The organism is Desulfovibrio sp. OH1186_COT-070, from assembly GCF_003860215.1.
Lineage (GTDB): Bacteria > Desulfobacterota > Desulfovibrionia > Desulfovibrionales > Desulfovibrionaceae > Desulfovibrio.
Map to the genome: position 1 here is coordinate 1 of NZ_RQYH01000031.1, position 25,385 is coordinate 25,385.

Consider the following 25,385-nt stretch of genomic DNA (forward strand, 5'->3'; position numbering starts at 1 on the left):
AAGCCCTCACTCTCCGCCGCACAGGTGGAGGAAATGCGGAACATGACCGCAAGCGGAAAGAACAAGACGGCCATTGCCCGCCATTTCAGAATAAGCCGCACCACGCTGTACAGGCTGCTGGCGCAGTCTTGAGCAATCGGGAATCGAACCAACGCCCTTGACGCCGGAATCCAACTGACGGTATAAGACGCGCACCTTGCTACACAAGAAACGGCATCAGGAAGAATAAAAGCCAGTTATTTTATGTAATTGCGTGTCGCCCTGTGGCCCTCTCCCCTTCGGCACCAGAGGAAAAGCAGAAGGTTAGCGTGGGTTCATTCTCATGCTGACCTTTTTGTTTTTGTTCTTCCCTATGTCTCTCTCCCCCATTTGTGGGGTCTGCACCAAAAAGAGGGGCGGAAGCCCAGAAAATCCTTTCCGACCTGTTCATATTTCCTACCCAAAAAAGCAGCGTCCGCATGGCCTTTTCGGAACCATGCGGACGCATATGGACTTATGTGTGGCGGAGAGGGGGAGATTCGAACTCCCGGTCGGGGATTAGCCGACACACGATTTCCAATCGTGCTCCTTCGACCAGCTCGGACACCTCTCCAAATATATCTCTTGCGGTAAAGACATATAAAATTATCCCAAGTTCCAAAAAATCGCAAGAAAATTTTTCAGGCAGGGGATCTGCTATTTTTCTTCCTCATCCCGGGAAGACCGCTTCCGTTCGCTGTGGGCAGAACGGTAGAATACCCAGAGCGCCGCAACGGCCACCACCGTAATGCCCACAGCATTCATTGTAAAAATATCCATTGTCTGCAAAGCTCCCGTCAGCCCGCGTTCTGGCACTCAAAACTTTTCACTGCCCCCTGCCCCAGAGGGCATGGCAGGGGCAAGAATTGCGCGCACAGATGTAACCTCTGGTGGGCTGTTTCCTACGCAGATACCCCCACCTGGCTGAAACCGCTGTCAACGTAGAGCACCTGCCCCGTCACAGCACTGGCCAGATCGGACGCCAGAAACGCCGCAGCCCCGCCGACATCTCCAGTGGTAATGTTGCGCCGCAGAGGAGCATTGTTTTCCACCAGGGTGAAAATATCCTTGAGGCTTGAAACAGCTGAAGCCGCCAGCGTTTTGATGGGTCCGGCGCTGATGGCATTGACCCGCACTCCCCTGGGGCCGAGCTCACACGCCAGATAACGCACAGAAGCCTCCAGAGCCGCCTTGGCCACCCCCATGACGTTATACCCGGGGATCACCTGGGTCGAACCATGATAGGTCATGGTAAGAACAGAACCACCATCGTTGATGAGCGGCTCAAAGGCACGGCAGATTCCGGTAAGCGAGTAGGCGGAAACATCCAGTGCCAGCCGGAAGCCCTCGCGCGGAGTGTCAATGAAACGGCCGTTCAGGTCTTCCCTGTTGGCGAAGGCGACGGAATGGACGATAATGTCCAGATTGCCCCATTTTTCCTTCACAAGGTCGGCGGCCGCCTGGATCTGCGCATCATCGCAGACATCACAGGGAAAGGTGAAGTCACCGCCCAGTTCCTCACTCAGCGGTTCCACACGTTTTTTGATGGCCTCGCCCACATGGTTGAAAGCCAAACGGGCTCCCTGCTCCCTGAAGGCAGAGGCGATTCCGTATGCGATACTTCTGTTGTTGGCCAGCCCCAGAATCAGGGCCTTTTTCCCTTGCAGCAACATGGATCCTCCCGAATATTTCTCACAGATCCGCAGGCCTCTGCGGATGCTGCCTTCGTTTTTTGTTGTGCCCTGCTAGCGCGTCAAGATGTCAAAGGCTTCCTGATAACGCTCTGCCGTCGCTGTGATCACGCTTTCTGGCAGTGCAGGGGGTGGGGGCTGTTTGTTCCAGGGCTGCTTTTTCAGCCAGTCCCGCAAAAACTGCTTGTCAAAACTGGGTTGCCCCTGTCCCGGGTGATACTGATCCGCAGGCCAGAAGCGCGAGGAGTCCGGCGTCAGCACTTCATCAATAAGATGCAATTTGCCGTCAATCAGTCCGAATTCAAATTTGGTGTCGGCAACGATAATACCCCGCTGCGCCGCATGGGCTCTCCCTGCCTCATAGATGGCAAGCGAAATGCGCTCAACCTGTTCCGCAACGTCCTCGCCCAGAAGCTGCCGTGCCTGATCCCGACTGATATTTTCGTCGTGACTGCCCAGTTCTGCCTTGGTGGACGGCGTAAAAAGGGCTGGTTCAAGTTTGTCCGACTCACGCAGCCCGGCAGGCAGCTCATGCCCGCAAACGCTCCCGGCAGACCGGTACGCCTCCCAGCCGGAGCCCGTGATGTAGCCCCGCACAATACATTCCACAGGCAGGGGATGGGCCTTGCGCACAATCACGGAGCGCCCTTCCAGTTGCTCCTTCCACGGATCCAGAAGGGGCGGAAAGCGCGCCACATCCGTTTCCACAAGATGATTGGGAATGATGTGCTTGAATTTTTCCATCCAGAACAGGGTAATTTTGTTCAAAATCACCCCTTTGTACGGAATGGCCTCGTTCATGACGACATCAAAGGCCGACATGCGATCTGTGGTGACAATAAGCAGGTGCCCATCGTCGATATGGTAGATATCCCGAACCTTGCCACGCCCCACCAGGGGATACGCATCGATTTTCGTTTTTACCACAACTTGCATGGACTGTCCTTTTGTCACTTTCTTTTGCGCAGTTCCACAGACCGGGCATGTGCCTCCAATCCTTCCAAACGGGCAAAGGCTGCAATGGCGTCCGCATTGCCCTGCAAAAAGGAGGGAGAAACAGACAGTACACTGGACCTTTTGCTGAACGTTTGTACCGAAAGGGCTGAAGAAAACCGTGCCGTGCCCAGAGTGGGCAAAACGTGGTTGGGACCGGCAAAATAGTCTCCAACAGCTTCGGGGCAGTGTTGGCCCAGAAAGATGGCTCCGGCATGGCGGATATGCGGCAGAATGGCCCAGGGATCTCTGGTGCAGATTTCCAGATGCTCGGGCGCGATCATGTTTGCCACGGCCACAGCCACCGACAGATTGGGCACAACAATAATCCCTCCCCAGTCCTCCAGTGAGCGGAGGGCAATGGAGGCTCGCGGCAGCTCGGCGCACTGGGCTTGCAGCGCCTGTGAAAGGCTGTCGGCCAGTCGCGGATCATCGGTGATGCAAAGGGCCGAGGCAAGAGGATCGTGCTCGGCCTGTGACAGCATGTCCGCAGCTATCCACGCAGGATTGGCAGAAGAGTCCGCCACCACCAGCACTTCGCTGGGGCCGGCGAGCATGTCTATCCCCACGGTGCCCTGCACCAGCCTCTTGGCGGTTGTCACAAAAACATTGCCCGGCCCGGCAATAACGTCCACAGGGAGAATGCTTTGTGTGCCGTACGCCATGGCGGCAATGGACCAGGCTCCCCCAACGCGGTATACTTCCTCAATATCCAACAAGTGTGCTGCCGCAAGAATATGGGGGTTTACCTTGCCGTCATCGCGGGGAGGAGTGCACACGGCAAGCCGTGAAACTCCCGCAACCTGAGCGGGAATAGCATTCATGAGCAAACTGGAAACAAGAGGGGTGTTGCCGCCCTGTCCGCCGGGAATGTACAGGCCTGCGGCATCCACGGGCGACACGTGCTGCCCCAGGATGCTGCCGTCCGGACGCGTGATGAACCATGATTTTTCAACCTGGGCCTCATGGAACGCGCGGATATTTGCCGCCGCAGAAGCTATCAGCTCCCTGTGCTCCACAGAAACCGAGGCCGCTGCCCGTGCGATTTCCTGCCCGGACACACGAAGAGGAGGCGCAAAATCCGGGCAATCAAATTTTCTGGTATATTCCACCAAGGCGTCATCGCCAGAACTCCGTACGGCATCCACAATGGCCCGCACAGCATCTTCAACACCCTGCCCGGAATCCTGGCGTTGCAGCAACCAGCCGGACATCTGGGGCCACTCCTGCTCGTGTTGCAGGGTCAAAATTCGGCATGTCATACGCGTAGGGGTACCTTTCTGTCGCAATTGTCGTGAAAAAATGATGGCGCCTGTCGCCACAAGAACTTTTTCCTGCCCTACAAAACAGCACGTTTTTCAAAAGCCTTGCCGGGGCGGACAGATCATCCAAAAAACAGGCGGACAGATCATCCAAAAAACAACGGCCGGGCAAACTCTTTGTTCAGTATACAAAAGCATACGCGGATTGTCGAGGGGCATCGCAAGAACTCCTTGACAGCGCGCAAGGAGCCACGGATAATAAAAAATTGCAAAAAAACATCCAAGCAACCAGCATGAGGTCACCATGCCCGATATCCGCTCCCAATATACAGATCAATACATGTTTTACGGCAAGCACACCCCGCAGGAACTGGCCGCGCGCTACGATACCCCTCTCTATGTATACAATGAAGACCTTTTGCGAACCCGCTGCCGGGATCTTGTCCGTCTTTCCGATCATGCGGGGTACGGGGTCAACTATTCGGTCAAGGCCAACTCCAACCCCGCCCTGCTCGCCATCATGCGTGAAGAGGGGCTGGTGGTGGATGCCATGAGTCCCGGAGAAATCCGCATGAACCAGCTTGCCGGGTTCACTGCGCAGAAAATTCTGTATATTTCCAACAATATTTCTCTTGCAGAAATGCAGAATGCCCTTGATCACGGGCTTCTTGTCAGCGTTGACTCTCTCTCCCAACTGGAATCCCTGGCCTCTCTCCATCCCGGAGGCAGGGTGATGGTGAGGTTCAACCCCGGCATCGGGGCCGGTCACCACAGCAAGGTGATTACAGCGGGAAAGGACACCAAGTTCGGCATTATGCCGGAGGATCTGCCGCAGGTTCTCGCCCTGTTGCAAAAAAACACCATGACGCTGGCAGGCATCAACCAGCACATCGGCTCTCTGTTCATGGAACCTGACGGCTATCTCGCTGCCATGGAAGTACTCCTCCGTCTGGCGGAGGATCTGCCTCAGGAGGTATTCCGGCATCTTGAAATCATCGACTTCGGGGGAGGTTTCGGCATTCCATACCGCAAGTATGACAAGCAACCCCGGCTGGACATGGCGGATCTGGGCCGCCGACTCCATGCTCTCATCACGTCCTGGGCGGCAAAAACTCTCTACAAAGGGCGCTTTCTTGTGGAGCCGGGTCGCTATGCGGTTGCGGAATGCGGCATTCTTCTGGGCAGGGTTCACGCCGTCAAAAACACTGCGGAAAAACGCTATGTGGGAACGGATCTGGGCTTCAACGTCTTGCAGCGCCCTGTCATGTACGACTCTTTTCATGATGTTGAAATCTATGGCCCAGCACATGCTCCACGGACACCAATGCCGCAGACCATCGTGGGCAATATTTGTGAAAGCGGAGATATTCTGGCCAAAGAACGCCTTCTCCCCACCCTGCACACGGGCGATATTCTCGGTGTGCTTGATGCCGGTGCATACGGATTTTCCATGAGTTCCAACTACAACCAGCGCCTGCGCCCTGCCGAGGTTCTTGTGCAGAGCGACGGAACACCCAGGCTTATCCGGCGCAGGGAAAGTCTTGACGATATGACCCGCTGTTTTGACGGCCTGCTGTGAGTCCGCACCGCTTCACACCGCCGCCAATCCGCCCTGTGCCCGACCTGGCAACATCGCCCCGCGCGATCTGGCGACTGACATGGCCACAAATGCTCATGATGTATCTCATGTTTTTCATGGGATTTGTGGCGGTTTGGGTTGCCGGTCAGATCAGCGCCGAAATCCAGGCCGCGCTTGGCATGGTGCACCAATGCACCTTGCTGCTCATGGTTGTGGCCATGTCTGTCAGCAGCGGAGCAACCGCAGCGGTGAGCCAGTCTCTGGGCGCGCTCAAAACAGAACGTGCCCAGCGGTATGTGGGCACAACAGTCATGGGCTGTCTGCTGCTGGGTTGTCTTGTTTCTCTGGGGGGCTGGCTTTTTTCCGATGCCATTCTTGCCCTGCTTCTCGTGCCGGAAAACATCAGGCCTCAGACAAATGTCATGTGGGAAATCAGCATGCTCGGGCTGCCGTGGCAATATCTTTACGCGGCCACCGGCGTGGTTTTTCGCGCTACGCGGCAGGTGCTGCCTCCGCTCTGGGTGGCCGTCGCGGTTTGTGTTGTCAACTTGCTGGGGTGCCTGGGTTTTGGACTGGGCTGGTTCGGCTTTCCCGCGTTGGGCTACGAAGGGCTGATCTGGGCCACAGTGGGAGCAAACGCCCTGGGGGCCGTATGCAACTGCCTCTTGTTGCTCCACTCGGGCTACCTCACCTGCCGGACTCTGCCCACACCACGCTGGCTCAGGGCGGGGTTGCCCTATTTGTTCAAAGTGGCCATTCCCGCAGGGGCCGCGCAAATTGTCTGGCAGTCGGGCTACATGGCGCTTTTTGTTCTGGTGGCATCATTGCCGACAGACAGTGTCAATGCCCTGGCCGGCCTCACTGCGGGCCTGCGTGTGGAAGCCCTGCTTTTTTTGCCGGGCATGGCGTTCAATATGAGCGTTGCCGTACTGGTGGGGAACTGCCTGGGAGCCGGCAAGCCGGACGAGGCAAAACGCATTGCCCTCGGCATGGTCACCGTGGCGGCGCTGACCATGAGCCTTGCGGCGGCCTGCCTCTGGCCTTTCAGGCAGGAGGTCGCCAGCCTTCTTTCACAGGAGACAGGCACACAGGCGCAAATCGTCAGCTATCTTTCCTATAACCTTCTTTCAACCCCGTTTTCCATTGCCAGCACCGTGATGGGCGGCGTGATGACAGGGGCAGGTGCAACAAAATACAATCTCATGATTTTTGGCGGCACCTTCTGGTTCGTGCGCTTGCCATCGGGTTGGCTTTTGGGGCATGTCCTCTGGGGTACGGCATCTGGCATTTTTGCCGCCATGCTTTTTTCACAGATACTGCAAACAGGCATCATGCTGTATGTGGTGCTGTACCGCAACTGGACGGATCACGCCCTAAAAAAACACAAGCAGGCGCCCCCGGCAATATCCACCAAACATTACTGATGTTTTCCCGAGGTTCTATCATGGACAGAACGTATACCGCTGTCAGTCTTTCCGAACGGCAACGCTATTATGAACTCTGGCAACGCACTCCCCAGCGTTCTCTGGACTACACACTGCCCAACCTCTGGGGATGGCAGGAATTTTATGGCCTGCAATGGAGTTTTGCAGAAAATCTTTGCTGGATCCGGCAAACCCGGCCACAAACTGTTTGCTGGGCTCCCGTTGGGGACTGGAACGTTGTGGACTGGAAAAGCATTTTTTCGCAAGCCCCGGCAAACAATACCCCCCGTATCGTCCGGGTTCCCGAAAAACTGCTGCATCTCTGGCAGGCGCAAATGCCGGGCAGTGTGGAGGAAGAAGAAGATCGCGGACAATGGGAATATCTCTACCGCCAGGAAGACCTCGCCTTTCTTCGCGGCAACCGTTTTCATAAAAAAAAGAACCATTTCAACAGCTATGTGAAGGCGTACGGCGAGCCTGACTATCACCCGCTGGACGATGCCATGGTAGAGGATGTGCTCGCTGTGCAGGATGACTGGTGCCAATGGCATGAGTGCGAGGACTCTCCCTCACTGCGGGCAGAAAACGAAGCGATCAACCGTGTTTTGAGTCACTGGGATCTTTTTCGGGGGCTTTCCGGAGGCTCCCTGTACATCGAAGGAAAAATGGTCGCCTTCAGCGTAGGAGAGCCGTTGGATGAGGGTGTTCTTGGCGTGCATTATGAGAAAGGCCTGAGCGGCTTCAAAGGGGTATATCAGGCTATCAACTGCATGTTTTCCCGAAATCAGGGGGCTGGATCCGCCTTTCTCAACAGAGCGCAGGATCTTGACGAAGACGGTTTGCGGCAGGCAAAGTTGAGCTATCTTCCTGCCGATTTTCTTCGCAAATACAAGGTATCCATTCGCGGTTTGGCGTAATGACAAAAGCTCCCTGCCCGGATTTGGCAGATCTTCTGCCCCAGTGGCAAGACAGCCTTCTGGCCCAACGCGGACTTTCCCCCAATACGGCAGAGGCCTACCGTCAAGACCTGGAAAGTTATTTTCTGTTCCGGGCCGAATTGCAGGCAGAGCCCGGCATTCTCTCCGAGCAGGATATTTTTTTCTATCTCGCATGGTTGCGGGCACGCCAGAATACCGGGCGGACTCTGGCCCGGCGTCTTTCAGCGCTGCGCACTTTTTTTGCCTTTGCTGTGGATGAGGGCTGGCTGGCAGACAATCCTGCACGCCTGCTGGAAAACCCCAAACTCCCCCAGTACCTTCCCGAAGTGCTTTCCCGCGATGAGGTGGACAAACTCCTCGCCCAGCCGGATGTCCGCCAGAAAAGCGGTCAGCGTGACCGCTGCATGCTGGAACTGCTGTATGCGGCAGGCCTGCGGGTTTCGGAACTCTGCTCCCTGAGCGTGACGGATCTTGACCTGCAGGCCGGTTTGATCCGCATTTTCGGCAAAGGGTCCAGGGAGCGCCTTGTGCCCCTGCACTCCTCCATGCAAAAAATGCTGTCAGAGTATCTCAGCCAGTGGCGTCCCCTGTTTTCTCCCACGGCGAAACAGCTTTTTGTCAACCGCTCCGGGCACACACTGACACGCCAGTACATATGGAAAAGCATCAAGAAGTACGCATTGCAGGCGGGCATACGCCGCTCCATTTCGCCCCATACCTTCCGCCACACCTTTGCAACGCACCTGCTGGAAGGCGGGGCAGACCTCAGAACCGTACAGATGCTCCTCGGCCATGCTGACATCAGCGCTACAGAAATATATACCCATGTTCAGGCGGAGAGACTGCGCGGCATCCATCAGCAATTTCACCCCCGGAGCCAGAGATGAGCCATGCGTCAACACTCATCACCTGCCATGCCAATGCCGATTTTGATGCCTTTGCAGCCATGCTGGCCGCGCGCCGCCTCTATACTTCTGCGGTACTCCTTTTTCCGGGCACTCAGGAACGGGGCCTCCAAAAAATTTTTTCCGGTCTGGATGCTGCAGCCTTCGGTTTTGTGGAAAGCGATGCCGTACCCTGGGATACTGTTGACACTCTTGTTCTTGTAGACACCCGCCAGCAGGGAAGAGTCAGCCATGTGGCTCCCCTTCTCCTGCGCGCCGACGTGCGCATTGAAATGTGGGATCACCATCCGGACTCTCCCGATGATATTGCAGCGGCCAAAACATACTGGGCGCAGACGGGCGCGGTGACCACCCTTCTGGTGGAACATTTGAAAAAATTCCGCAAGAAACTGACCAGCGAAGAGGCCACGCTTCTTGGCCTCGGAATTTACGGCGATACCGGTTCGTTCACCTATTCTTCAACAACACCACGCGACTTTCATGCCGCCGCGTGGCTTCTTGCGCGCGGTATGGACATCACGCGCATCACCGAAATGGCTGCTCACGAGCTGACGAGCCTGCACATCCAGGCCATGAACAGTCTTCTGGAGTCAGCCGAAAACTACCCTGTCAACGGTGTGCACGTTGTTCTGGCCGAAACTTCCCTTGAGCATTATCTGGGAGATTTTGCCTACCTGGCGCACAAGATCATGGAAATGGAGAGCTTTGCAGTCCTGTTTGCCATAGGCCGCATGGCCGACCGCATTCAGGTTGTTGCCCGCAGCCGCAGCGATGCCGTCAATGTTGGCAGCATTTGCGCGGCTCTGGGGGGTGGGGGGCATACGTATGCGGCATCTGCCTCTGTGCGCAGCATGACTATGCACGAGGTGCGCGAAACAATTCTGCGCCATCTCTACGCCCAGGCTCTTCCGGACAAAACGGCGCGCGAATACATGTCGTCTCCCGCCGTCGGCATGGAATCCTCGGGCAGCATCCGCGAGGCGGATGAACTGATGCTCCATTTCGGGCTCAAGGCTGTCCCGATATTCAAGCCCGGAACCAAAATCTGCGCTGGCATCCTCGACGCCCAAACTGCGGCACGGGCCAATGCCCACGGTTTGGGGCAATCCCGTGTCGAAGACTACATGACCCGCAGAGTGCATACTCTCTCGCCCCAGGCGACTCTCAAGGACTTGACGGCGGTCATCGTTGGCGCGGGGCAACGCCTTGTGCCCATTGTGGAAAACGCCAACGTCACCGGTGTGGTGACGCGCACCGACCTTATCCAGGTTTTTGCCCATGAAACACGCCATCTGGAAGAAGAAAAAAATACCGGCGTCAAGGAGCGCAATGTCGGAAAATTGATACAGGATCGTCTTCCCGCAGAAAGCAGGCGCCTGCTGCATCTCGCGGGCCGGCTCGGGGCGAAACTCCAACTGCCGGTCTACGCGGTGGGGGGCTTTGTGCGTGACTTGCTGCTGAACCGCCCCAATCAGGATATTGACCTTGTTGTGGAAGGCAACGGCATACGCCTGGCACACGCCCTGGCGCAGGAGCTGCATGGGCGCGTGCGCGAGCACAAAAAGTTTCTGACCTCTGTGGTCATTTTCCCCGATGGCAAGGGTTCTGAAGCGCGGATCGATGTTGCCACCGCACGGCTGGAATACTACGAGCACCCGGCGGCTCTTCCCACGGTGGAACTTTCTTCTCTCAAGATGGATCTTTTCCGCCGCGACTTCTCCATCAACGCCTTGGCAATCCGGCTGGACTGTGCCCCGTTTGGGCAGTTGATCGACTTTTTCGGCGGCCAGCGAGATATCAAGGATCGCTCTGTTCGCGTGCTGCACACCCTGAGCTTTGTGGAAGATCCCACCCGCTGCCTCAGGGCTGTACGTTTTGAGCAGCGATATAATTTTCGCATCGGCGGCAATACGGAAAAACTCATCAAAAATGCTCTTGCCCTCAATCTTGTGGAGAAGCTGTCCGAAACGCGCCTGTTCAACGAGTTCCGCCACATCTGCGATGAAAGCGAATCGGCTGTCTGCATCCAGAGGCTGGACCAACTGGGCATCCTGCAGGCCATTTCTCCCCAACTGGCGCTCACGCCGCACAAGAAAAACCTGCTTACCCGGATTCAGGAGGTCATCTCCTGGTATCGGCTGCTGTATTTCGAACGCAAGGCTCACGCATGGCTTGTCTACTTTCTGGGCCTTACCCACGAGCAAACCTACACGGAAGCCACAACCCATTATCGACGCTTGGGATTGCCCGAGGCTGACAGGGCCGACGTTCTTGCCCAAAGAGAGCATATCCGTTCTGTCCGGGGGAAATTGGAAACATGGCAAAAAAATGCAGCAAAAGCGCGAACAAGCACTCTCTGCGACCTTTTGCAGCGCCTTTCCCTTGAACCACTGCTCTATCTCATGGCATCGACCCCCGATACTCTTTTGCAAAAAAACATTTCCCGCTATCTTACCCAGTGGCAACACGAAAAGCCGGATATCAGCGGTGCTGACCTGAAAAAAATGGGCTTGCCTCCCGGCCCTGAATACGGAAAAATTCTTAAAGTGTTGCGTGAAGCAAAACTTGACGGCCTTGCCGTGGGCACAGAAGAGCAGACAGCTCTGGCGCAGGGCCTGATAGATAAAGCATTACATAAAAAAAACAGAACAACACCCATGAATTCCGGGCCATCTTCCGCATGAGCTGCCTCCCCTCTTGCCCGCAGCCTGCAAGCCGTGTAAAGTCTCGTTGCCATGAAACAGATGTGGGCCCCCTGGCGACTGGAGTACATACTCGGGCCAAAACCGGATGCCTGTGTTTTTTGCCTGCCCGCCCATACGGAGGAAGACGCAGAGCGCCTTGTTTTGTTTCGGGGACGGCACTCCTTTGTGATCATGAACAAATTTCCCTATGCCAGCGGGCATCTCATGGTGTGCCCGTATCGCCATGTCATGCATCTTGCGGATCTGGAGCGCGATGAGGCCCACGAGATCATGGACCTGCTTCAGATATGCACGAAAATTCTTGCTCGGCGCTATGCGTGCGAGGGCATCAACGTGGGCATGAACCAGGGGGAAGCCGCCGGGGCGGGCATCCGTGAGCATCTTCATTTCCATCTGGTGCCGCGGTGGACGGGGGACTGCTCCTTCATGGCAATTCTGGACGATGTGCATGTTATGCCGGAATCCTTGCAGAGCGCCTATACAGAACTGAAAGATTGCTTCCGGGACGTTCCTGCCATAACATTGTCCGGGAGGACGATATAAGCAAGTTTTTGAGTAGCCGTCTGGGGCTGATCGCGTGCCGGGCGCGGCACCCGGATTGCAGTATGCACTGACCATTGTGGGGACCTCGTGCGCGGGCAGGAGGTCGACCGGAAATCGTATCTTTCCGGTCGGAAAAGACTTTTTGAGACAGCACAGCTTGGGGGGACGTCAATGCGGTATATCAAGGTTTTTTTGCTCGCCGTTTTTTTCTTCCTGGCCTTGGTCTTCTTTTTTCAAAACCAGGGAGCCCTCTCCCAAAACATGGTCCTCACTCTGAATCTGTTTTTCATCCCGTCCATGTCGTCCATTCCCTTGCCTTTCTATTTTCTCGTCATCCTTGCCTTCGCCTGTGGAGCCTTGTTGACCCTGGCTTTTCTGGTCTGGGACAAGGTCAATATGTCTGCACGGCTGATGAAGAAAAAATGGCAGATCAGCAGCTTGGAGCGTGAACTGAAAAACAGCCGGAAAAAACTGGAAGAAAATGCTGCATGTTCCGGCTTTTTGCGCAAGGCCGCTGCCAGCGAGCAGCAGTTCCAGCCGTTGGCGGGACAGGGGAAAGCCGCTGACGGAAAAGACGTTGCTGAAGACGCGCTTGCGCCGGACCCCGACAAGCCCTGAAGCCCCTTTCTTCTGCCCGGTTCATGGCGCTGTAGGGTCTTTTGGATCACACAGCGCCATGCCTTTTCCTTTCATCACTGCTGCCGGTTCGCCATGCCTGAAAACTCTGTCAAAATGACGCCCATGCTTGAGCAGTACACGCGCATCAAGGCCCAGCACCCTGATGCCCTGCTCTTTTATCGCATGGGCGATTTTTATGAGCTTTTTTTTGAAGACGCCAGAATTGCCGCCCGTGAACTCCAGATTGCACTGACCAGCCGCAACCGGGATGCGCAAAATCCTGTTCCCATGTGCGGCGTTCCCTGGCATGCCGTTGAGGGCTATCTGGCCCAACTTATTGACAAGGGATACAATGTTGCCATCTGCGATCAGACAGAAAACCCCAAAGAGGCGAAAGGTCTGGTCAAGCGCGCCGTCACGCGCATCATTACTCCTGCAACCGTGCTGGAGGATGTCAACCTCAACAGCAAAAGCCACAATTATCTCGGTGCGATTTGCCTGTCTGAAGACAGCGGCACGGGGGCCTTTGCCTGGGCGGACATTTCTACGGGGCAGTGGTCAGGAGCGGAGTTCCGGCGTGAAGCGGAACTGTGGCAATGGGTTCAGAAGATCGCGCCACGAGAATTGCTGGCCCCCGAAGGTTGTGCCCCTCCGCACCGTTCCCCGCTTGAAGGAATACGCCTGGTTTCCATGCCTCTTGCCTGCTTTGACTTCAAGCGCGCCACAGAGCGCGTGATTGCCGCGCAGAAGGTGCAGGATGCCGCAGCACTGGGGCTTGACGGAAAAACGGAACTCATGCGCGCATGCGGGGCACTGCTGGCATATCTTTTCCAGACCCAGATGCACAATCCCGATCACCTGACACCTTTTGTGCCTCTGGACATGGGCCGCCGCCTTGTCATTGACGACGTTACAGAGCGCAATCTTGAAATTTTTTCGCGTCTCAACGGGCGCAAGGGCAAAGGCACACTGCGTCACGTCCTGGACGACACCATGACGCCCATGGGAGGACGCCTGCTGGAGGATATGCTCCGCCACCCCTGGCGTGAAGCGGTTCCCATACGCCGGATTCAGGATGCTGTGGCCTTTTTTTCCAAGGACGACAACCATCGTGCCGCCCTGCGTGAGGCACTCAAAAATGTATACGACCTGGAGAGGCTTTCCACCCGCATCAGCCTCAATCAGGGAGCGCCCCGCGACTTTGTTGCCCTGCGCAACAGCCTGGCGGCCCTGCCGACAGTCTTCCGTACCATTCTTCCCCTATCGTCCGGGCATGGCAACGCGCAAACGCCCCAGGATTTGCCCCATGGCATTGCCAGTATTCTCGCTGCCTGGGACTCCCTGGAAGACTGCGCCGCTCTGCTCACCCGTGCGCTGGCAGATCCCCCCCCCGCTGTCATCACGGAGGGAGGCCTTTTTCGGCCCGGCTTCAATGAAGAACTGGACAAACTGCTTGACCTTGAGGAGCACGGCGAACAAAAACTCCAATCTTTTCTGGAGAAAGAGCAGAAAAGTACCGGCATCAGCAAGTTGAAAATGGGTTATAACCGCGTGTTCGGGTATTATTATGAAATCACGCGCGCCGCACACAATGGTCCTCTGCCGGAGCATTTTATCCGCCGCCAGACCCTGGCCAACGCCGAACGCTTCACCACGGAAGAACTCAAAAAACTGGAAGAAGAGCTGCTTTCCGCCACAGAAAGACGGAAGGCACTGGAGTACAAGCTGTTTCAGGATTTGCGCGGCCACATGGCGGCCCAGCGCGAACGCATCCTGCATACGGCGGATCTGGTTGCCAACCTCGACTATTGGCAGTGTCTGGCGCATGTCGGCCGCACCAACCAATGGCAGCGCCCTGAACTGACCACAGACGCCACACTGGAAATACGGGACGGTCGCCATCCTGTTGTGGAGGCCATGATCGGACGGGCCAACTTTGTGCCCAACAACTTTCGCCTGGACGCCACCCGCCGCCTGTGCCTGCTTACCGGCCCCAACATGTCCGGCAAGTCCACCATTCTGCGGCAGGTCGCCATCATCTGCCTGCTGGCGCAAATGGGCTCCCCCGTCCCTGCCGCTTCCGCCCGTCTGGGGCTTGTAGACCGCCTGTTCTCCCGCGTCGGAGCTTCTGACAATCTGGCACGGGGGCAAAGCACCTTTATGGTGGAGATGATGGAAACCGCCCGCATTCTGCGCCAAGCCACGCGCAGGAGCCTTATCATTCTGGATGAAATCGGGCGGGGCACAAGCACATATGATGGCGTGGCTCTGGCCTGGGCCGTGGTTGAAGACCTGGCCAAGCGCGCCGGGCAGGAATTGCGCACCCTTTTTGCCACCCACTACCATGAACTGACAGCCCTTGAAGGCCGCGTTGCCGGAGTGTTCACCATGAACATTGCCATTCGCGAGCACAATAACGACATTCTGTTCCTTCACCGGCTGATCCCCGGCCCCTCTGACCGCAGCTATGGCGTAGAGGTGGCACGCCTGGCCGGAGTTCCCGGTGCGGTGGTGCAGAGGGCCAAGGCCATACTGGCCAGTCTGGAGCAGGGGCGGGAAAGTGCACGCAAAAATGTGCTGACTGCTGTCAGTCTGCCGGGAATTTCCACCGACAGCCGGAATTCCCCGTCCGCAGCCCTGCCCACGCAGGCACAGCCCGAACATCCTCTGACGCACATATTGCAGACGCTCAATCCGGACACCCTGAGCCCTCTGGAAGCCCTGAAACTTCTGACAGAATGGAAAATGCGCTGGGGTACAAAAAAAGCGCAGCCAAGCGCGCTGCCCGGAAAAAAAAATGCTTGAGGGGGAAGCATGGACAGCCGTTCAAACCATTGCGGAGCACCGTATCGCAGAAGCCCAGCGCAAGGGGGCTTTTGACAATCTCCCCGGAACGGGAAAACCGCTTGTTTTGGAAGATATGAGCCATATTCCGCCGGAGTTGCGCATGGCCTGCAAAATTTTGCGCAATGCCGGATGCCTGCCGCCGGCACTGGAGGAACGCAAGGAACTGGGCAAACTTGCGGACATGCTTGAGCACTGCGCCGAGGAGCAGGAACGGGTACGCCAGATGGAAAAACTGCGTTATCTGATTCTGCGTGCCAAGGAGCGTTTTCAGCGCCCATTCCGGCTGGATCAGGAAGATCAGTACTATGACCGCCTGCTGGACAAAATCCGGGTGGCGCGGCCTGGCACCACGCAACCCGGCACACGGCAAAAAGGCTCAGCTACCTGACAGTTTGCTTTCCAGCAGTTCGTTGACCAGAGCGGGATTGGCTTTGCCCTTGGTTGCCCGCATGACCTGCCCCACGAAAAAACTCATCAATTTGGTTTTTCCTCCGCGATAGGCCTCAACCTCCGCAGGATTGGCCGCCAGAATATCGTCTACGGTTGCGGCAAGTGCAGCGGAATCAGAAATCTGCACAAGACCCTTTGCGGTCACGTATGTTTCCGGCATGTCGCCCGAGAGCAACAACTCGCCAAAAATATCATTGGCGATTTTGGCGCTGATGAGGCCCTTGTCCACAAGATGAACCAGTTCGGCCAATCCCGCAGGCTTCATACCCCACTGCGTGGGATCTGAGGCAGCCAGGCCGCGCGCGTGACACTCGCGCAAAAGCGGCCCCAAAACGAAATTCGCCACTTTTCTGGGGTCAGCCTTTTGGGCGGCAGCCTCAAAAAAATCGGCCAGTCCCCGGCTCTGCACCAGAACCTCCGCTTCGGCTTCCGGCAAACCCGTCATTTCACGAAAACGCCTCGCGCGCTCCTGCGGCAACTCTGGAAGTTCTTTGCGCCATTTTTCCAGATCTTCCGTCAAAATTTCTACAGGCAAAATATCGGGATCAGGAAAGTAGCGGTAGTCGTGAGCTTCTTCCTTGCTGCGCATTGGCGCTGTGCTGTTTTTCACGGCATCATAGAGGCGCGTTTCCTGAACCAGCCTTTTTCCGTCGTCCAGCATGTCCTGCTGGCGGCCTATTTCGTATTCGATGGCACGTTGTACATTGCGGAAAGAATTGAGATTCTTGATTTCCGCACGAACCCCCAATGTTTCCGAACCGACAGGGCGCAAGGAAACATTGGCATCGCAACGAAAACTCCCTTCCTCCATATTGCCGTCACAAACCTCCAGATAGGTAACAATGCCGTACAAGGTCTTGAGGTAGGCAACCGCTTCGGCGGGAGAACGCATGTCCGGCTCGGACACCACCTCGACCAGCGGCGTTCCGGCACGGTTCAGATCAACATAGCTGAGATTTTCATGCTGCGCGTGGATACTCTTTCCGGCATCGTTCTCCATATGGATGCGTGTAATGCCTATGCGCTTTTTCCCTTTGTCGCCCATGATGTCCAGATAGCCGTGCTCGCACAGAGGCAGTTCAAACTGTGAAATCTGGTATCCGGCGGGAAGGTCGGGATAAAAATAGTTTTTGCGGGCAAAGACGGAGCGGGAGCGTACGCTGCAATTGGTGGCCATCCCCACCAGCGCGGCAAAATGCACTGCCTGAAAATTGGGCAAAGGCAAGGCCCCGGGCATGCCTGAACACACTTCACAGACATTGGCATTGGGTTTCTGCCCAAAGCTTGTGGGGCAGGAGCAGAACAGCTTGGAGGATGTGGCCAGTTGAACATGCACTTCAAGGCCGATAACGGATTCATAGCCCGCCATGAGATATTCCTCTGTTTTTGTGTTTTGGAAGCATCAGAGTGTGATGCTTGAATCAAAATATTTTCCCACGGCGTATTCGCCCCTGCGGAAAAAGAGGCGCGGATCCGGCCCGATGATCTGCATTTCTTTCTTTTTTCTCTGAACATCAAGGGCGATGTGCATTTCTTTGGTGCATCCCGTTGAAAATGTTGAATCTTTTCCTGACCATTGGGAAGGCACTTTTCGTCCCATCAGGGAAAAGCTTTCTTCAATATCCTCAAACGTCTGAAAACGCCATACGTCAATAAAACCGCTGCGCTGCACCTGTTCCCACATATACATGAGGTCATCCCCGTCCATGCCCTCAACAAAGTGCTCTGCCGGGTTGATAATCAGAATATTGTCCATTTTTTCCCGCAGGGAGTCCACAAAGGTTCGCACCAGGGCGATGGCTGTGCCGGTTTCTCCCGGAATGCTGCCGATGATGCAACTGTAAAACATCACCGTGCGCCCCGCCTCCTTGGCGTCCCGCATGGTGGAGATGATGGCGAGTGCCTGACGGGAAATGTCCGCATCGCTGAATTTTCTCACCTCTGGCGCATGAGGCCGGAATTGAAGGTGAAAACCCTGCTCGTCTTTCCAGTAGCAAACGATATCGCGCGTGAACATGTGGCTTGTGCCCAGCAGAATATCGGCGTTGCGCCACCCCTTGCCCAAAATGATATCCGCTTCTTTCCAGGCGCGGGAAAAGGTGACGGAAACCCGGTACAGGTTGAGGCGTTCCCGCGTTCCATCGCTGATGACCACCAGCCTGTATTCGCGCAGAAGGCGCAAAAGGTCATTCTTGCTCAACCGGGGGTCGCGGACAAGCGTTGCGCCTTCCAGCAGGGCCGTAATGCTGGGGTCATCCTCCATATCTTCCAGAGTCGGCGCAAAAAAATTGAAGCCGTCCTTGACCGCCACAATCACGCGATGCCCCATACGTATCAGGCACTGTATCATGACCAGGTCAAAAACAACTCCCCCATCGGCATCACACAGAAAAAGTATGGTGCTGCTCTTTCCCGCAGGTCTGGCGAGATACGCATGCAGTTCCGCGCACATCCGCTCCGCCTGATCCATGAGAGAGGAAATCTCTTCTTTTTCCGGGAATTTTTCCAGCCAGTCGCGGGACATTGCGGAAAGGCAAAGCAGGCGGGCGGTTTCCGCAATGTTCAGCATTTTGCGGACATTTTGTATTCCCCCGGACAGCGGCTCACGGGGCAGCGCATCAAGATGCTCGCGAAGCACAGGAAAATGCAGCATTTCCTGCTGGCGGAGGGAGGAAGCCCTGCGCCTGTCGCGCCAGGGGTCGTCAAGTATGTTCCCCTGGGCCAGAACAAGGTTTGTCATCCGCTTGACAAGGCGGGAAGGGACAAGCGTATGTTGCTTGATATACTGGCGATAACGGAAGCGGCAGAAATGGAAAACGCGCCTGCGCTCCTGACGGTCGGGCAAGGCAGAACGCACCATGCGCATGATGATGCGCCAAGCCCGATTGTACAGCTTGCGCAGTCTGGAAGGCACATGCTCCATGCGAAGCATGGCAAAGATATCGTCCGAGCAGGGAAGGTAGACCTGATCAGGCTCCAGATGCACCATAAAGGCCAGTTGCTCCGGACTGACGATAAGATCCGGATTCATCCCGTAGGCCACATTGTTGTCCATGAGGATGCTGTACAGCCATGCGTCAAAGCGGATATCCTGCCCCAGGCGGATATTCCGAACTTCGGGGATCCGCAAGTCTGTGCTCATTGTTTGTCTCCGGCGGAATGATCTGGCGCTGGCGGCGCAAAAAAACCGCGTGAGCGCAGCTTCGCAAAAAAACAGGCGGTGTCGCTGAAAAAAGAAACTGCTGCAGGCGCACCCGTTACAAAGACAGTATCGTCCCGTTCCAGAGGCAGGCCCTCCTGACCATCGATCGTCAGGCAACAATCTGCTGCGCCCTGCAACAGGCGCACACGAAATGCGGCCCCGCCAGGAAAAATCATCGGGGGCGTTCCGGCCAGAAAAGGACAGAGAGGCGTAAAGGCGATGGTTTCCAGAGTGGAGTACACAAGAGGCCCCCCGGCGGAAACACAGTACCCCGATGTGCCCACAGGCGTGGAAAAAACGAGGCCATCGCCACGCAGAACCCTCAGGCGGCACTCATCCACAAAGACTTCCAGCGTCACAAGGCGTGCAAGGGATCCACGACCCAAGACGACATCATTGACCGCATAGCCTGTGGCGACAGCAGCCCCCCTGCGCAGCAGGGACCACTGCAGGGCCATGCAGTGCTGCACGGGCATTTGCGCGCGCAGGCAGGACTCCAGCGATGCCTGCCATTGTTCCGGCTGGGCATTGGTCAAAAAACCTACCCGCCCAAAATTGATGCCGAGCAAAGGGATATTGCGACCCACAAGCCTGCGGGCAACTCCCAGCATGGTGCCGTCCCCGCCCAGCACCACGGCAAAGTCAAATGCTGTTTCCGCGTACGCGGGAGAATCTTCTCCCGCAGTGATCCGGGTGACAATATGCCCTTTCCGGCACAGCCATTCCTCCGCAGCCCTCCCCAGGGCAATGGCGTCCTTATGCCGGTTTTTGCAGACCAGCAGTATATGGCGGCAGTCCGTACTTTGCATACAGAAAGGATTTACGTTATCAAGCCTGCAATCGCAAGCATGCTTCCGGCTTCAGGGCTTGTCAGTTGCGGGGCTTTGCCCTATGTAGAGAGCGGCGTACACCAAAAATCATCTACCCTCTGATTGCGTTTCTGCCATGAGCGATGCCGGTTTGAGCCTGATTGAAAAGCACTTGTCCGACAGTGCCCATGTGCAGAGGGCTTTTTTTCAACGCCAAGGGCAAAAACTGTGTTCTGTTGCCCTGCGCATGGCTGCATGCCTGGCCACAGAGGGGAAACTGCTGCTCTGCGGTTACGGTAACGGGGGAATTCTGGCCCAATGCCTTGCGTCTGAATTTGTTGCCAGGCAGACTGTGGATCACCCTCCGCTTCCGGTCATCGCCCTCATGGCGGACACGGCCGCATCCGGCACAGAAGCAAAAAAGGCCGGACAGGCATTGTGTCGGCAGGTTGCGGTGTTTGGTCGCAAGGGTGACATGCTTCTGGCCTTTTTACCCTCAGGAAGCAATGCCGGCATTGCCGCCGCCTTGCAGACCGCACGTCAAAAAGGCATGGGCACTGTCGGCCTGACAAGCGAGGACGATACGGCAGTCGCCACACACTGCGACACGGTGCTGGAGGTTCCGGACGTTGGGACTTCTCTGGTTCAGGAAGTTCATGTCGCCGCAGGACATCTGCTGTACCGGCTGACCGACTATTACCTTTTTGAAAACGCCGCCGTACTGCTGAACCATTTGCGTAATCCCCATGAAAAAAGGATTGATGATGCCCATTTATGAATACCACTGCCAGCAATGTGACCGGAATTTTGAAGAACTTGTCTTTGATGATGCCTCCCCCGCGTGTCCCCACTGCGGATCGCACGCCACACACAAGCTCATGTCCCGTTGCGCACGGCATGCAAAAAATTCCGGCGATTCTGACTATGCCCCGTCTTCAGGCGGAGGCGGATGCTCTGGCTGTTCCGGCGGAAACTGCGCGAGTTGCGGAGCATAGTCTGCCCGACAGCGACTCTTGCAAGGCCGTACCATGCAAGCGGACGACAATTCCTGCCTTGCACAACAGAAATCCTTTTGCCCACCCTGTACAGGCAGTTCGTGCCAGCATAGCATCAGGGGGAGAAGTGGTCACATGCGCACACACTTTGTGATTGCCACCAGAGGCAGCCGTCTGGCCCTGTGGCAAGCGGAGCATATAAAAAACCTCCTTCAGGTGCGGGCCCCTGACGCATGCATTGAGCTCAGCATCATCAAAACCAGGGGCGATATCATTCTGGATGTGCCGCTGGCCAAGGTTGGTGGAAAAGGGCTTTTCGTCAAGGAAATCGAGGAAGCTCTTCTGGAAGGCAAAGCAGATCTGGCGGTGCACAGCATGAAGGATGTTCCCATGCAACTGCCGGAGGGGCTGACGCTCGGCTGCATCCCGAAAAGGGAAAACCCTTCGGACTGCCTGCTTTCCCATAAATTTTCGGGTGTGGACAAACTCCCGGCAGGAGCTTGCGTGGGCACAAGCAGCCTGCGCCGGCAGGCCCAGATGCTTGCCCTGCGGCCGGATTTGCGCATCGAAGCCCTGCGGGGCAATATTGATACCCGTTTGCGCAAGCTGGAATCCGGAATGTATGACGCAATCGTCCTGGCAAGCGCAGGGATTGGCCGCCTGGGCCTTGAAGCACCCTGCGTGTGCGAACTCGCTCCGGAATTTTTTCTGCCCGCAGTGGGGCAAGGTGCCCTGGGTATAGAATGCCGCAGCGATGATGCGGAAATGCTGGCAATGCTGGCTCCGCTGGAGGATCATGCTGCACGGGTCTGTGTTGAGGCGGAGCGCGGGTTTCTGGCGGGTCTGAAAGGCGGCTGCCAAACGCCTGTGGCAGGACATGCATGGCTCGAGGACGAAACCGTCATCCTGAAAGGCCTGGTTGCCGAAGTGGACGGCAGCGTCCTGCTCCATGACAAAATTGCCGGACACCATGCGCAGGCACGCCAACTGGGCCTTGAGCTTGCCGAAAAAATTCTGTCCAGCGGCGGGCGGGAAATTTTGGACAAAATATACCAACACGCATGAGGCTGTTCCAACACCATGTCCACAGTCAAACCACTACCCGCCTCCAGGCTGCACGCCACATTCAACCCTGAACGCATTCCCTGGGACGACAGCAGTGCCATTCCCCTGCCGCGTCCGGGGCGGGACAATCCCTTCCAGCCGCGGGCCATGCAGGCCTTGAATCTGGCTCTGCAAATCCGAGAAAAAGGATACAATGTCTATTTGTCCGGCACAAAGGAGCTCGGGCGCAGCAGCATGCTCCTGAACTATTTGCGCCCCCGGGCACAAAAGGAATCCACGCCGCCCGATCTTCTCTATGTTCACAATTTTTCTGATCCGGACTGCCCCCGGCTGCTTTCCCTGCCCGCTGGTCAGGGCAAAAAGCTCAGAACCGCATTGAAAAAACTGGTGGAAGATATCCGCGAGGAACTGCCCCGCCGCTTTGAAGCCAAGCCATACATAAAACGCCGCGCCAAATTGATGGACAAGTTGCAAAACACCCGCATGGGGCTGTTGAGCAAAATGAATTCCGTGGCAACAGACAAGGGATTCAACCTGGATATGGACGACAGCGGCGGACTGACTCTCTACCCGCTGGTTGAGGGCAAACGCCTTAACGAAGAAGAGTTTGACAGTCTGGACAATGCCGTACGCTTTGGCCTGAAAAAGCGCGGCGACAGCCTCGTGCGCGATATGGCCGGTTTCATGCGGCAGTTGAGCAGGGCGGAAGAAAGTTTTCAGAACGGAGAACGCGATCTTGACCGGGAAACCATGAGCCAGGTGCTGGATTCTCTGCTCACCCCCATGGCCCAGCAATTCTCCCGGGCCTGCCGGGTGCCCTCTTTGACAGAATATTTCACGGACCTTCGCGAAGACATTCTCAAACACACAGAAGTTTTTCTGCAGAAAGACGCTTTTTCCGGCCCTCCTGGCGACGGGCATGCCAACGTGCCCGCCGAAGCCGCACTGTATCGCTATTCCGCAAACCTGCTTGTGGACAATGCCGATCTGCGCGGTGCTCCCATTGTGGTGGAAGATCACCCGACTGTAGCAAACCTGCTTGGCTGCATCGAGCGTGAATCAGAGATGGGCGCACTGATAACAGATTTCACGCTTGTCCGCTCTGGCAGCATCCACAAGGCCAACGGAGGTTTTCTTGTGCTGCATGTGGACGACCTGCTGCAGCACCCCAGCGCATGGGAAGGCCTGTTGCGCGCCTTGCGATCAAACCAGATCCGCATCGAGGATACGGGAGACACCGCGGATGCGGCCATGCGCACCAAGAGCATCACTCCCGCCCCACTGCCCCTGAACCTCAAGGTTGTGCTTATCGGCACTGAAGATGTGTACGAAAACCTGCTGGAGATTGATGACCGGTTTCATGATTTTTTTCGCATCAAGGCGCACATGACCGATGTGGCCGAACGCACTGCAACAAACATTCGCTTTTATCTTGCGCAACTGGCAGAAATTATCAGGGATGCCGCCCTCCCCCCCTTCGACAAAAGTGCTCTGGCCTGGCTTGTCGGCATGGGATCATATTTGAGCGAGGATCAGCGCCGCCTCTCCCTGCGTTTTCCCCGCCTGCGGGAAATCATGGTGGAAGCCTCGACCTTGGCGCGGATGCGTCGGGAGGCCACAGTCAGCGCTCCATTGCTGGAAGAAGCGCATACGGCCCGCACCTTCCGGGCCAATCTGGTAGAAGAGCGCTTCATGGAGGAGTACGACCGAAAAATGATCAAGGTCTGTACTTCCGGTGTTGCCACAGGGCAGGTCAACGGGCTCTCCGTGACATGGCACGGGGATTTTGAGTTTGGCTTGCCGCACAGGATTTCCTGCACTGTGGGCGTCGGACATGACGGGATCATTGATCTCGAACGGGAAGCGGAACTGGGCGGCCCCATACATACCAAGGCCATGATGATTCTCAAGAGCTTTCTCACGGATCTTTTTGCCCGCACCAAGCCTCTTGTTCTTTCCGGTTCCCTGTATTTTGAGCAAAGTTATGCGGGCATTGAAGGCGACAGCGCCTCTGGAGCGGAGCTTGTTGCCTTTCTTTCCGCCCTTGCCGATGTGCCCGTTCGTCTGGACTTGGCTTTCACCGGGGCGGTGAGCCACTCGGGCGAGATCTTGCCTGTGGGCGGCGTAACACAAAAAATTCAAGGATTTTATAAAGTTTGCGCCAAACAGGGGCTCACCGGATCACAGGGCGTTATCATCCCCCATGACAATGCGGATCAGTTGCTGCTTGCGTCCGATGTCATCCATGCCGTGGAGGAAAAGCAGTTTTTTGTCTATCCTGTACGGCGCATTGAAGAGGCTCTGCTTTTGCTGACAGGCATTCCGCCAGGGCGGCGGCGAAAAAATGGAGGCTTTACCAAGGGAAGCCTCTATGATCTCGTGGACAAACGCTTTGAACAGCTGGGCAGGTGCGCGCAAAATGCCTTTCGGCATGCACGCAAGCCGTGAAGAGCCTTCCAAAAGGTGCTCCACTTCTACAAACTTCAAGCGATACTTCAGATAACGTTCAACGAGCACAAAAAAGACGCACAGATATGAAAAAATCTCCCGCAACAATGAATACGAACAAAAAAGAAGCCCTGCTGCACGCTGCCAAGGAGCTCTTTGGCGAATGTGGCTATGTGGAAACAACTTTCAAAAAAATTTCCGAGCGGGCCGGAGTGGCTCTGGGCCTGCTGACCCACCATTACGGCAACAAGGAAAAACTGTTTCTGGCTTCAGGGTTGGATGTTCTGGCCAATTTTCTTGAAAAATTGCGGGAAGCCACCGCGGGAGCCACCTCCGGCTTTGACGGCGTCATGCTCTTTTGCAGAACATACCTGGACTTTTCCATCGACAAGGATTCCAACTGGCTCGTTTTGGTGCGCTGCTCACCATACAGCGACATGAAAACGAAAACCGACCGCGATATCATGGACTCCATGTTTTCTCAGGTACACCAGGAACTGGAACAGATCATCGTGCGCGGCATCAAGGACGGCACGATCACCAATGTGGACAGCAAGGCCACGGCCCAGGTAATCATATCCCTCATGGTGGGGGCCAACCGCACCAAAGTGCTCACTCCGTACGCCTGTCCCAGCCTCTATGAGGACGTTCTTGCCTTTGTTTCCCGTGCAATCAGGGCCTGAACCGAAAAAAATCTGGCGAGCGGGCAACGCGCGCTCCGGGAAAATCTGCTGTTTGTGTGGGATTTGCGCGCAAGGCCACGCAATGCATTGGCCGGACTTTGCGCGGCTTGTCGGTGTAATCCCCCCAAAAAATGGTAGCGTTTGAAAGTAGAATTTCCCATACTCATGAAGCGGGAGATTTTACATGAAAAAATCACGGTTTACAGACAG

Annotated in this window: 22 protein-coding genes and 1 tRNA gene; 15 read left to right on the top strand and 8 right to left on the bottom strand. The window is 56.2% G+C overall.

The window, feature by feature from the left end; translation table 11 throughout:
• The coding region (locus EII23_RS13650) for a helix-turn-helix domain-containing protein (RefSeq protein WP_148091245.1) at nt 1–132 on the top strand (132 nt) is incomplete at its 5' end.
• Nucleotides 133–500: 368 nt separating this feature from the next.
• Here EII23_RS13650 and EII23_RS09490 read toward each other — a convergent pair.
• From EII23_RS09490 to hisD, 5 genes are all read right to left on the bottom strand, one after another.
• Nucleotides 501–592: transfer RNA gene (locus EII23_RS09490), tRNA-Ser, on the bottom strand.
• A gap of 83 nt (nt 593–675) precedes the next feature.
• The gene (locus EII23_RS13440; protein ID WP_260424672.1) at nt 676–798 is read right to left on the bottom strand and encodes a hypothetical protein; all 123 of its coding nucleotides are present in this window, start codon (nt 796–798) and stop codon (nt 676–678) included.
• A 122-nt stretch (nt 799–920) separates the two neighbouring features.
• Nucleotides 921–1,691, bottom strand: coding sequence for an enoyl-ACP reductase (locus tag EII23_RS09495; RefSeq protein ID WP_124793140.1), 771 nt, complete (start codon nt 1,689–1,691; stop codon nt 921–923).
• Between the two features lie 72 nt (nt 1,692–1,763).
• Nucleotides 1,764–2,645, bottom strand: coding sequence for a phosphoribosylaminoimidazolesuccinocarboxamide synthase (locus EII23_RS09500; protein WP_124793141.1), 882 nt, complete (start codon nt 2,643–2,645; stop codon nt 1,764–1,766).
• A 14-nt stretch (nt 2,646–2,659) separates the two neighbouring features.
• A complete protein-coding gene (hisD, locus tag EII23_RS09505) occupies nt 2,660–3,964 on the bottom strand; it encodes a histidinol dehydrogenase (protein WP_124793142.1) in 1,305 nt (434 codons plus the stop codon).
• 304 nt (nt 3,965–4,268) lie between these two features.
• Here hisD and lysA point away from each other — a divergent pair, with 304 nt between their 5' ends.
• From lysA to EII23_RS09550, 9 genes are all read left to right on the top strand, one after another.
• The gene (lysA, locus tag EII23_RS09510) at nt 4,269–5,543 is read left to right on the top strand and encodes a diaminopimelate decarboxylase (RefSeq protein WP_124793143.1); all 1,275 of its coding nucleotides are present in this window, start codon (nt 4,269–4,271) and stop codon (nt 5,541–5,543) included.
• On the top strand, nt 5,540–6,967 hold the full coding sequence (locus tag EII23_RS09515) for an MATE family efflux transporter (RefSeq protein WP_260424673.1): 1,428 nt from the start codon (nt 5,540–5,542) through the stop codon (nt 6,965–6,967). The genes lysA and EII23_RS09515 overlap by 4 nt, the downstream gene beginning before the upstream one ends.
• A 20-nt stretch (nt 6,968–6,987) precedes the next feature.
• Nucleotides 6,988–7,884: a DUF2156 domain-containing protein gene (locus EII23_RS09520; RefSeq protein WP_124793144.1), complete on the top strand. Its 897-nt coding sequence runs from the start codon at nt 6,988–6,990 to the stop codon at nt 7,882–7,884.
• Nucleotides 7,884–8,792 carry a site-specific tyrosine recombinase XerD gene (xerD, locus tag EII23_RS09525; protein WP_124793145.1) on the top strand — a complete coding sequence of 303 codons (909 nt, stop codon included), beginning with the start codon at nt 7,884–7,886 and terminating at the stop codon, nt 8,790–8,792. The genes EII23_RS09520 and xerD overlap by 1 nt, the downstream gene beginning before the upstream one ends.
• Complete coding sequence (locus tag EII23_RS09530; RefSeq protein ID WP_124793146.1) at nt 8,789–11,494, top strand: CBS domain-containing protein; 2,706 nt, start codon at nt 8,789–8,791, stop codon at nt 11,492–11,494. The genes xerD and EII23_RS09530 overlap by 4 nt, the downstream gene beginning before the upstream one ends.
• Before the next feature lie 51 nt (nt 11,495–11,545).
• Complete coding sequence (locus EII23_RS09535; protein WP_124793147.1) at nt 11,546–12,058, top strand: HIT domain-containing protein; 513 nt, start codon at nt 11,546–11,548, stop codon at nt 12,056–12,058.
• Between the two features lie 261 nt (nt 12,059–12,319).
• Complete coding sequence (locus tag EII23_RS09540) at nt 12,320–12,676, top strand: LapA family protein (protein WP_260424674.1); 357 nt, start codon at nt 12,320–12,322, stop codon at nt 12,674–12,676.
• 93 nt (nt 12,677–12,769) lie between these two features.
• Nucleotides 12,770–15,481 (top strand): DNA mismatch repair protein MutS, encoded by a 2,712-nt coding sequence (gene mutS, locus EII23_RS09545; protein WP_124793149.1) that lies wholly within the window; start codon nt 12,770–12,772, stop codon nt 15,479–15,481.
• Nucleotides 15,474–15,911: a DnaJ family domain-containing protein gene (locus EII23_RS09550; RefSeq protein WP_124793150.1), complete on the top strand. Its 438-nt coding sequence runs from the start codon at nt 15,474–15,476 to the stop codon at nt 15,909–15,911. The genes mutS and EII23_RS09550 overlap by 8 nt, the downstream gene beginning before the upstream one ends.
• Here the strand turns inward: EII23_RS09550 and gatB are convergent.
• Genes gatB through EII23_RS09565 form a run of 3 tightly spaced genes read right to left on the bottom strand, consistent with a single transcriptional unit; the run spans nt 15,900 to nt 19,984 of the window.
• Nucleotides 15,900–17,342: an Asp-tRNA(Asn)/Glu-tRNA(Gln) amidotransferase subunit GatB gene (gene gatB, locus EII23_RS09555; RefSeq protein ID WP_124793151.1), complete on the bottom strand. Its 1,443-nt coding sequence runs from the start codon at nt 17,340–17,342 to the stop codon at nt 15,900–15,902. The two genes, EII23_RS09550 and gatB, sit on opposite strands and share 12 nt — an antisense overlap.
• A 33-nt stretch (nt 17,343–17,375) precedes the next feature.
• On the bottom strand, nt 17,376–19,115 hold the full coding sequence (locus tag EII23_RS09560; protein WP_124793152.1) for a hypothetical protein: 1,740 nt from the start codon (nt 19,113–19,115) through the stop codon (nt 17,376–17,378).
• Nucleotides 19,112–19,984, bottom strand: coding sequence for an NAD(+)/NADH kinase (locus tag EII23_RS09565; protein WP_124793153.1), 873 nt, complete (start codon nt 19,982–19,984; stop codon nt 19,112–19,114). The genes EII23_RS09560 and EII23_RS09565 overlap by 4 nt, the downstream gene beginning before the upstream one ends.
• A 136-nt stretch (nt 19,985–20,120) precedes the next feature.
• On the opposite strand from EII23_RS09565, the gene EII23_RS09570 reads away from it, so the two are divergent.
• From EII23_RS09570 to EII23_RS09590, 5 genes are all read left to right on the top strand, one after another.
• Nucleotides 20,121–20,762 carry an SIS domain-containing protein gene (locus tag EII23_RS09570; RefSeq protein WP_124793154.1) on the top strand — a complete coding sequence of 214 codons (642 nt, stop codon included), beginning with the start codon at nt 20,121–20,123 and terminating at the stop codon, nt 20,760–20,762.
• Nucleotides 20,749–20,979: a zinc ribbon domain-containing protein gene (locus EII23_RS09575; protein WP_124793155.1), complete on the top strand. Its 231-nt coding sequence runs from the start codon at nt 20,749–20,751 to the stop codon at nt 20,977–20,979. Before EII23_RS09570 ends, EII23_RS09575 begins: the two co-directional genes overlap by 14 nt.
• Nucleotides 20,980–21,114: 135 nt before the next feature.
• The gene (gene hemC / locus EII23_RS09580) at nt 21,115–22,044 is read left to right on the top strand and encodes a hydroxymethylbilane synthase (protein ID WP_124793156.1); all 930 of its coding nucleotides are present in this window, start codon (nt 21,115–21,117) and stop codon (nt 22,042–22,044) included.
• Between the two features lie 15 nt (nt 22,045–22,059).
• Nucleotides 22,060–24,492: a Lon protease family protein gene (locus EII23_RS09585; protein WP_124793157.1), complete on the top strand. Its 2,433-nt coding sequence runs from the start codon at nt 22,060–22,062 to the stop codon at nt 24,490–24,492.
• A gap of 107 nt (nt 24,493–24,599) precedes the next feature.
• Nucleotides 24,600–25,175: a TetR/AcrR family transcriptional regulator gene (locus EII23_RS09590; RefSeq protein ID WP_124793158.1), complete on the top strand. Its 576-nt coding sequence runs from the start codon at nt 24,600–24,602 to the stop codon at nt 25,173–25,175.
• Nucleotides 25,176–25,385: the final 210 nt, after the last annotated feature.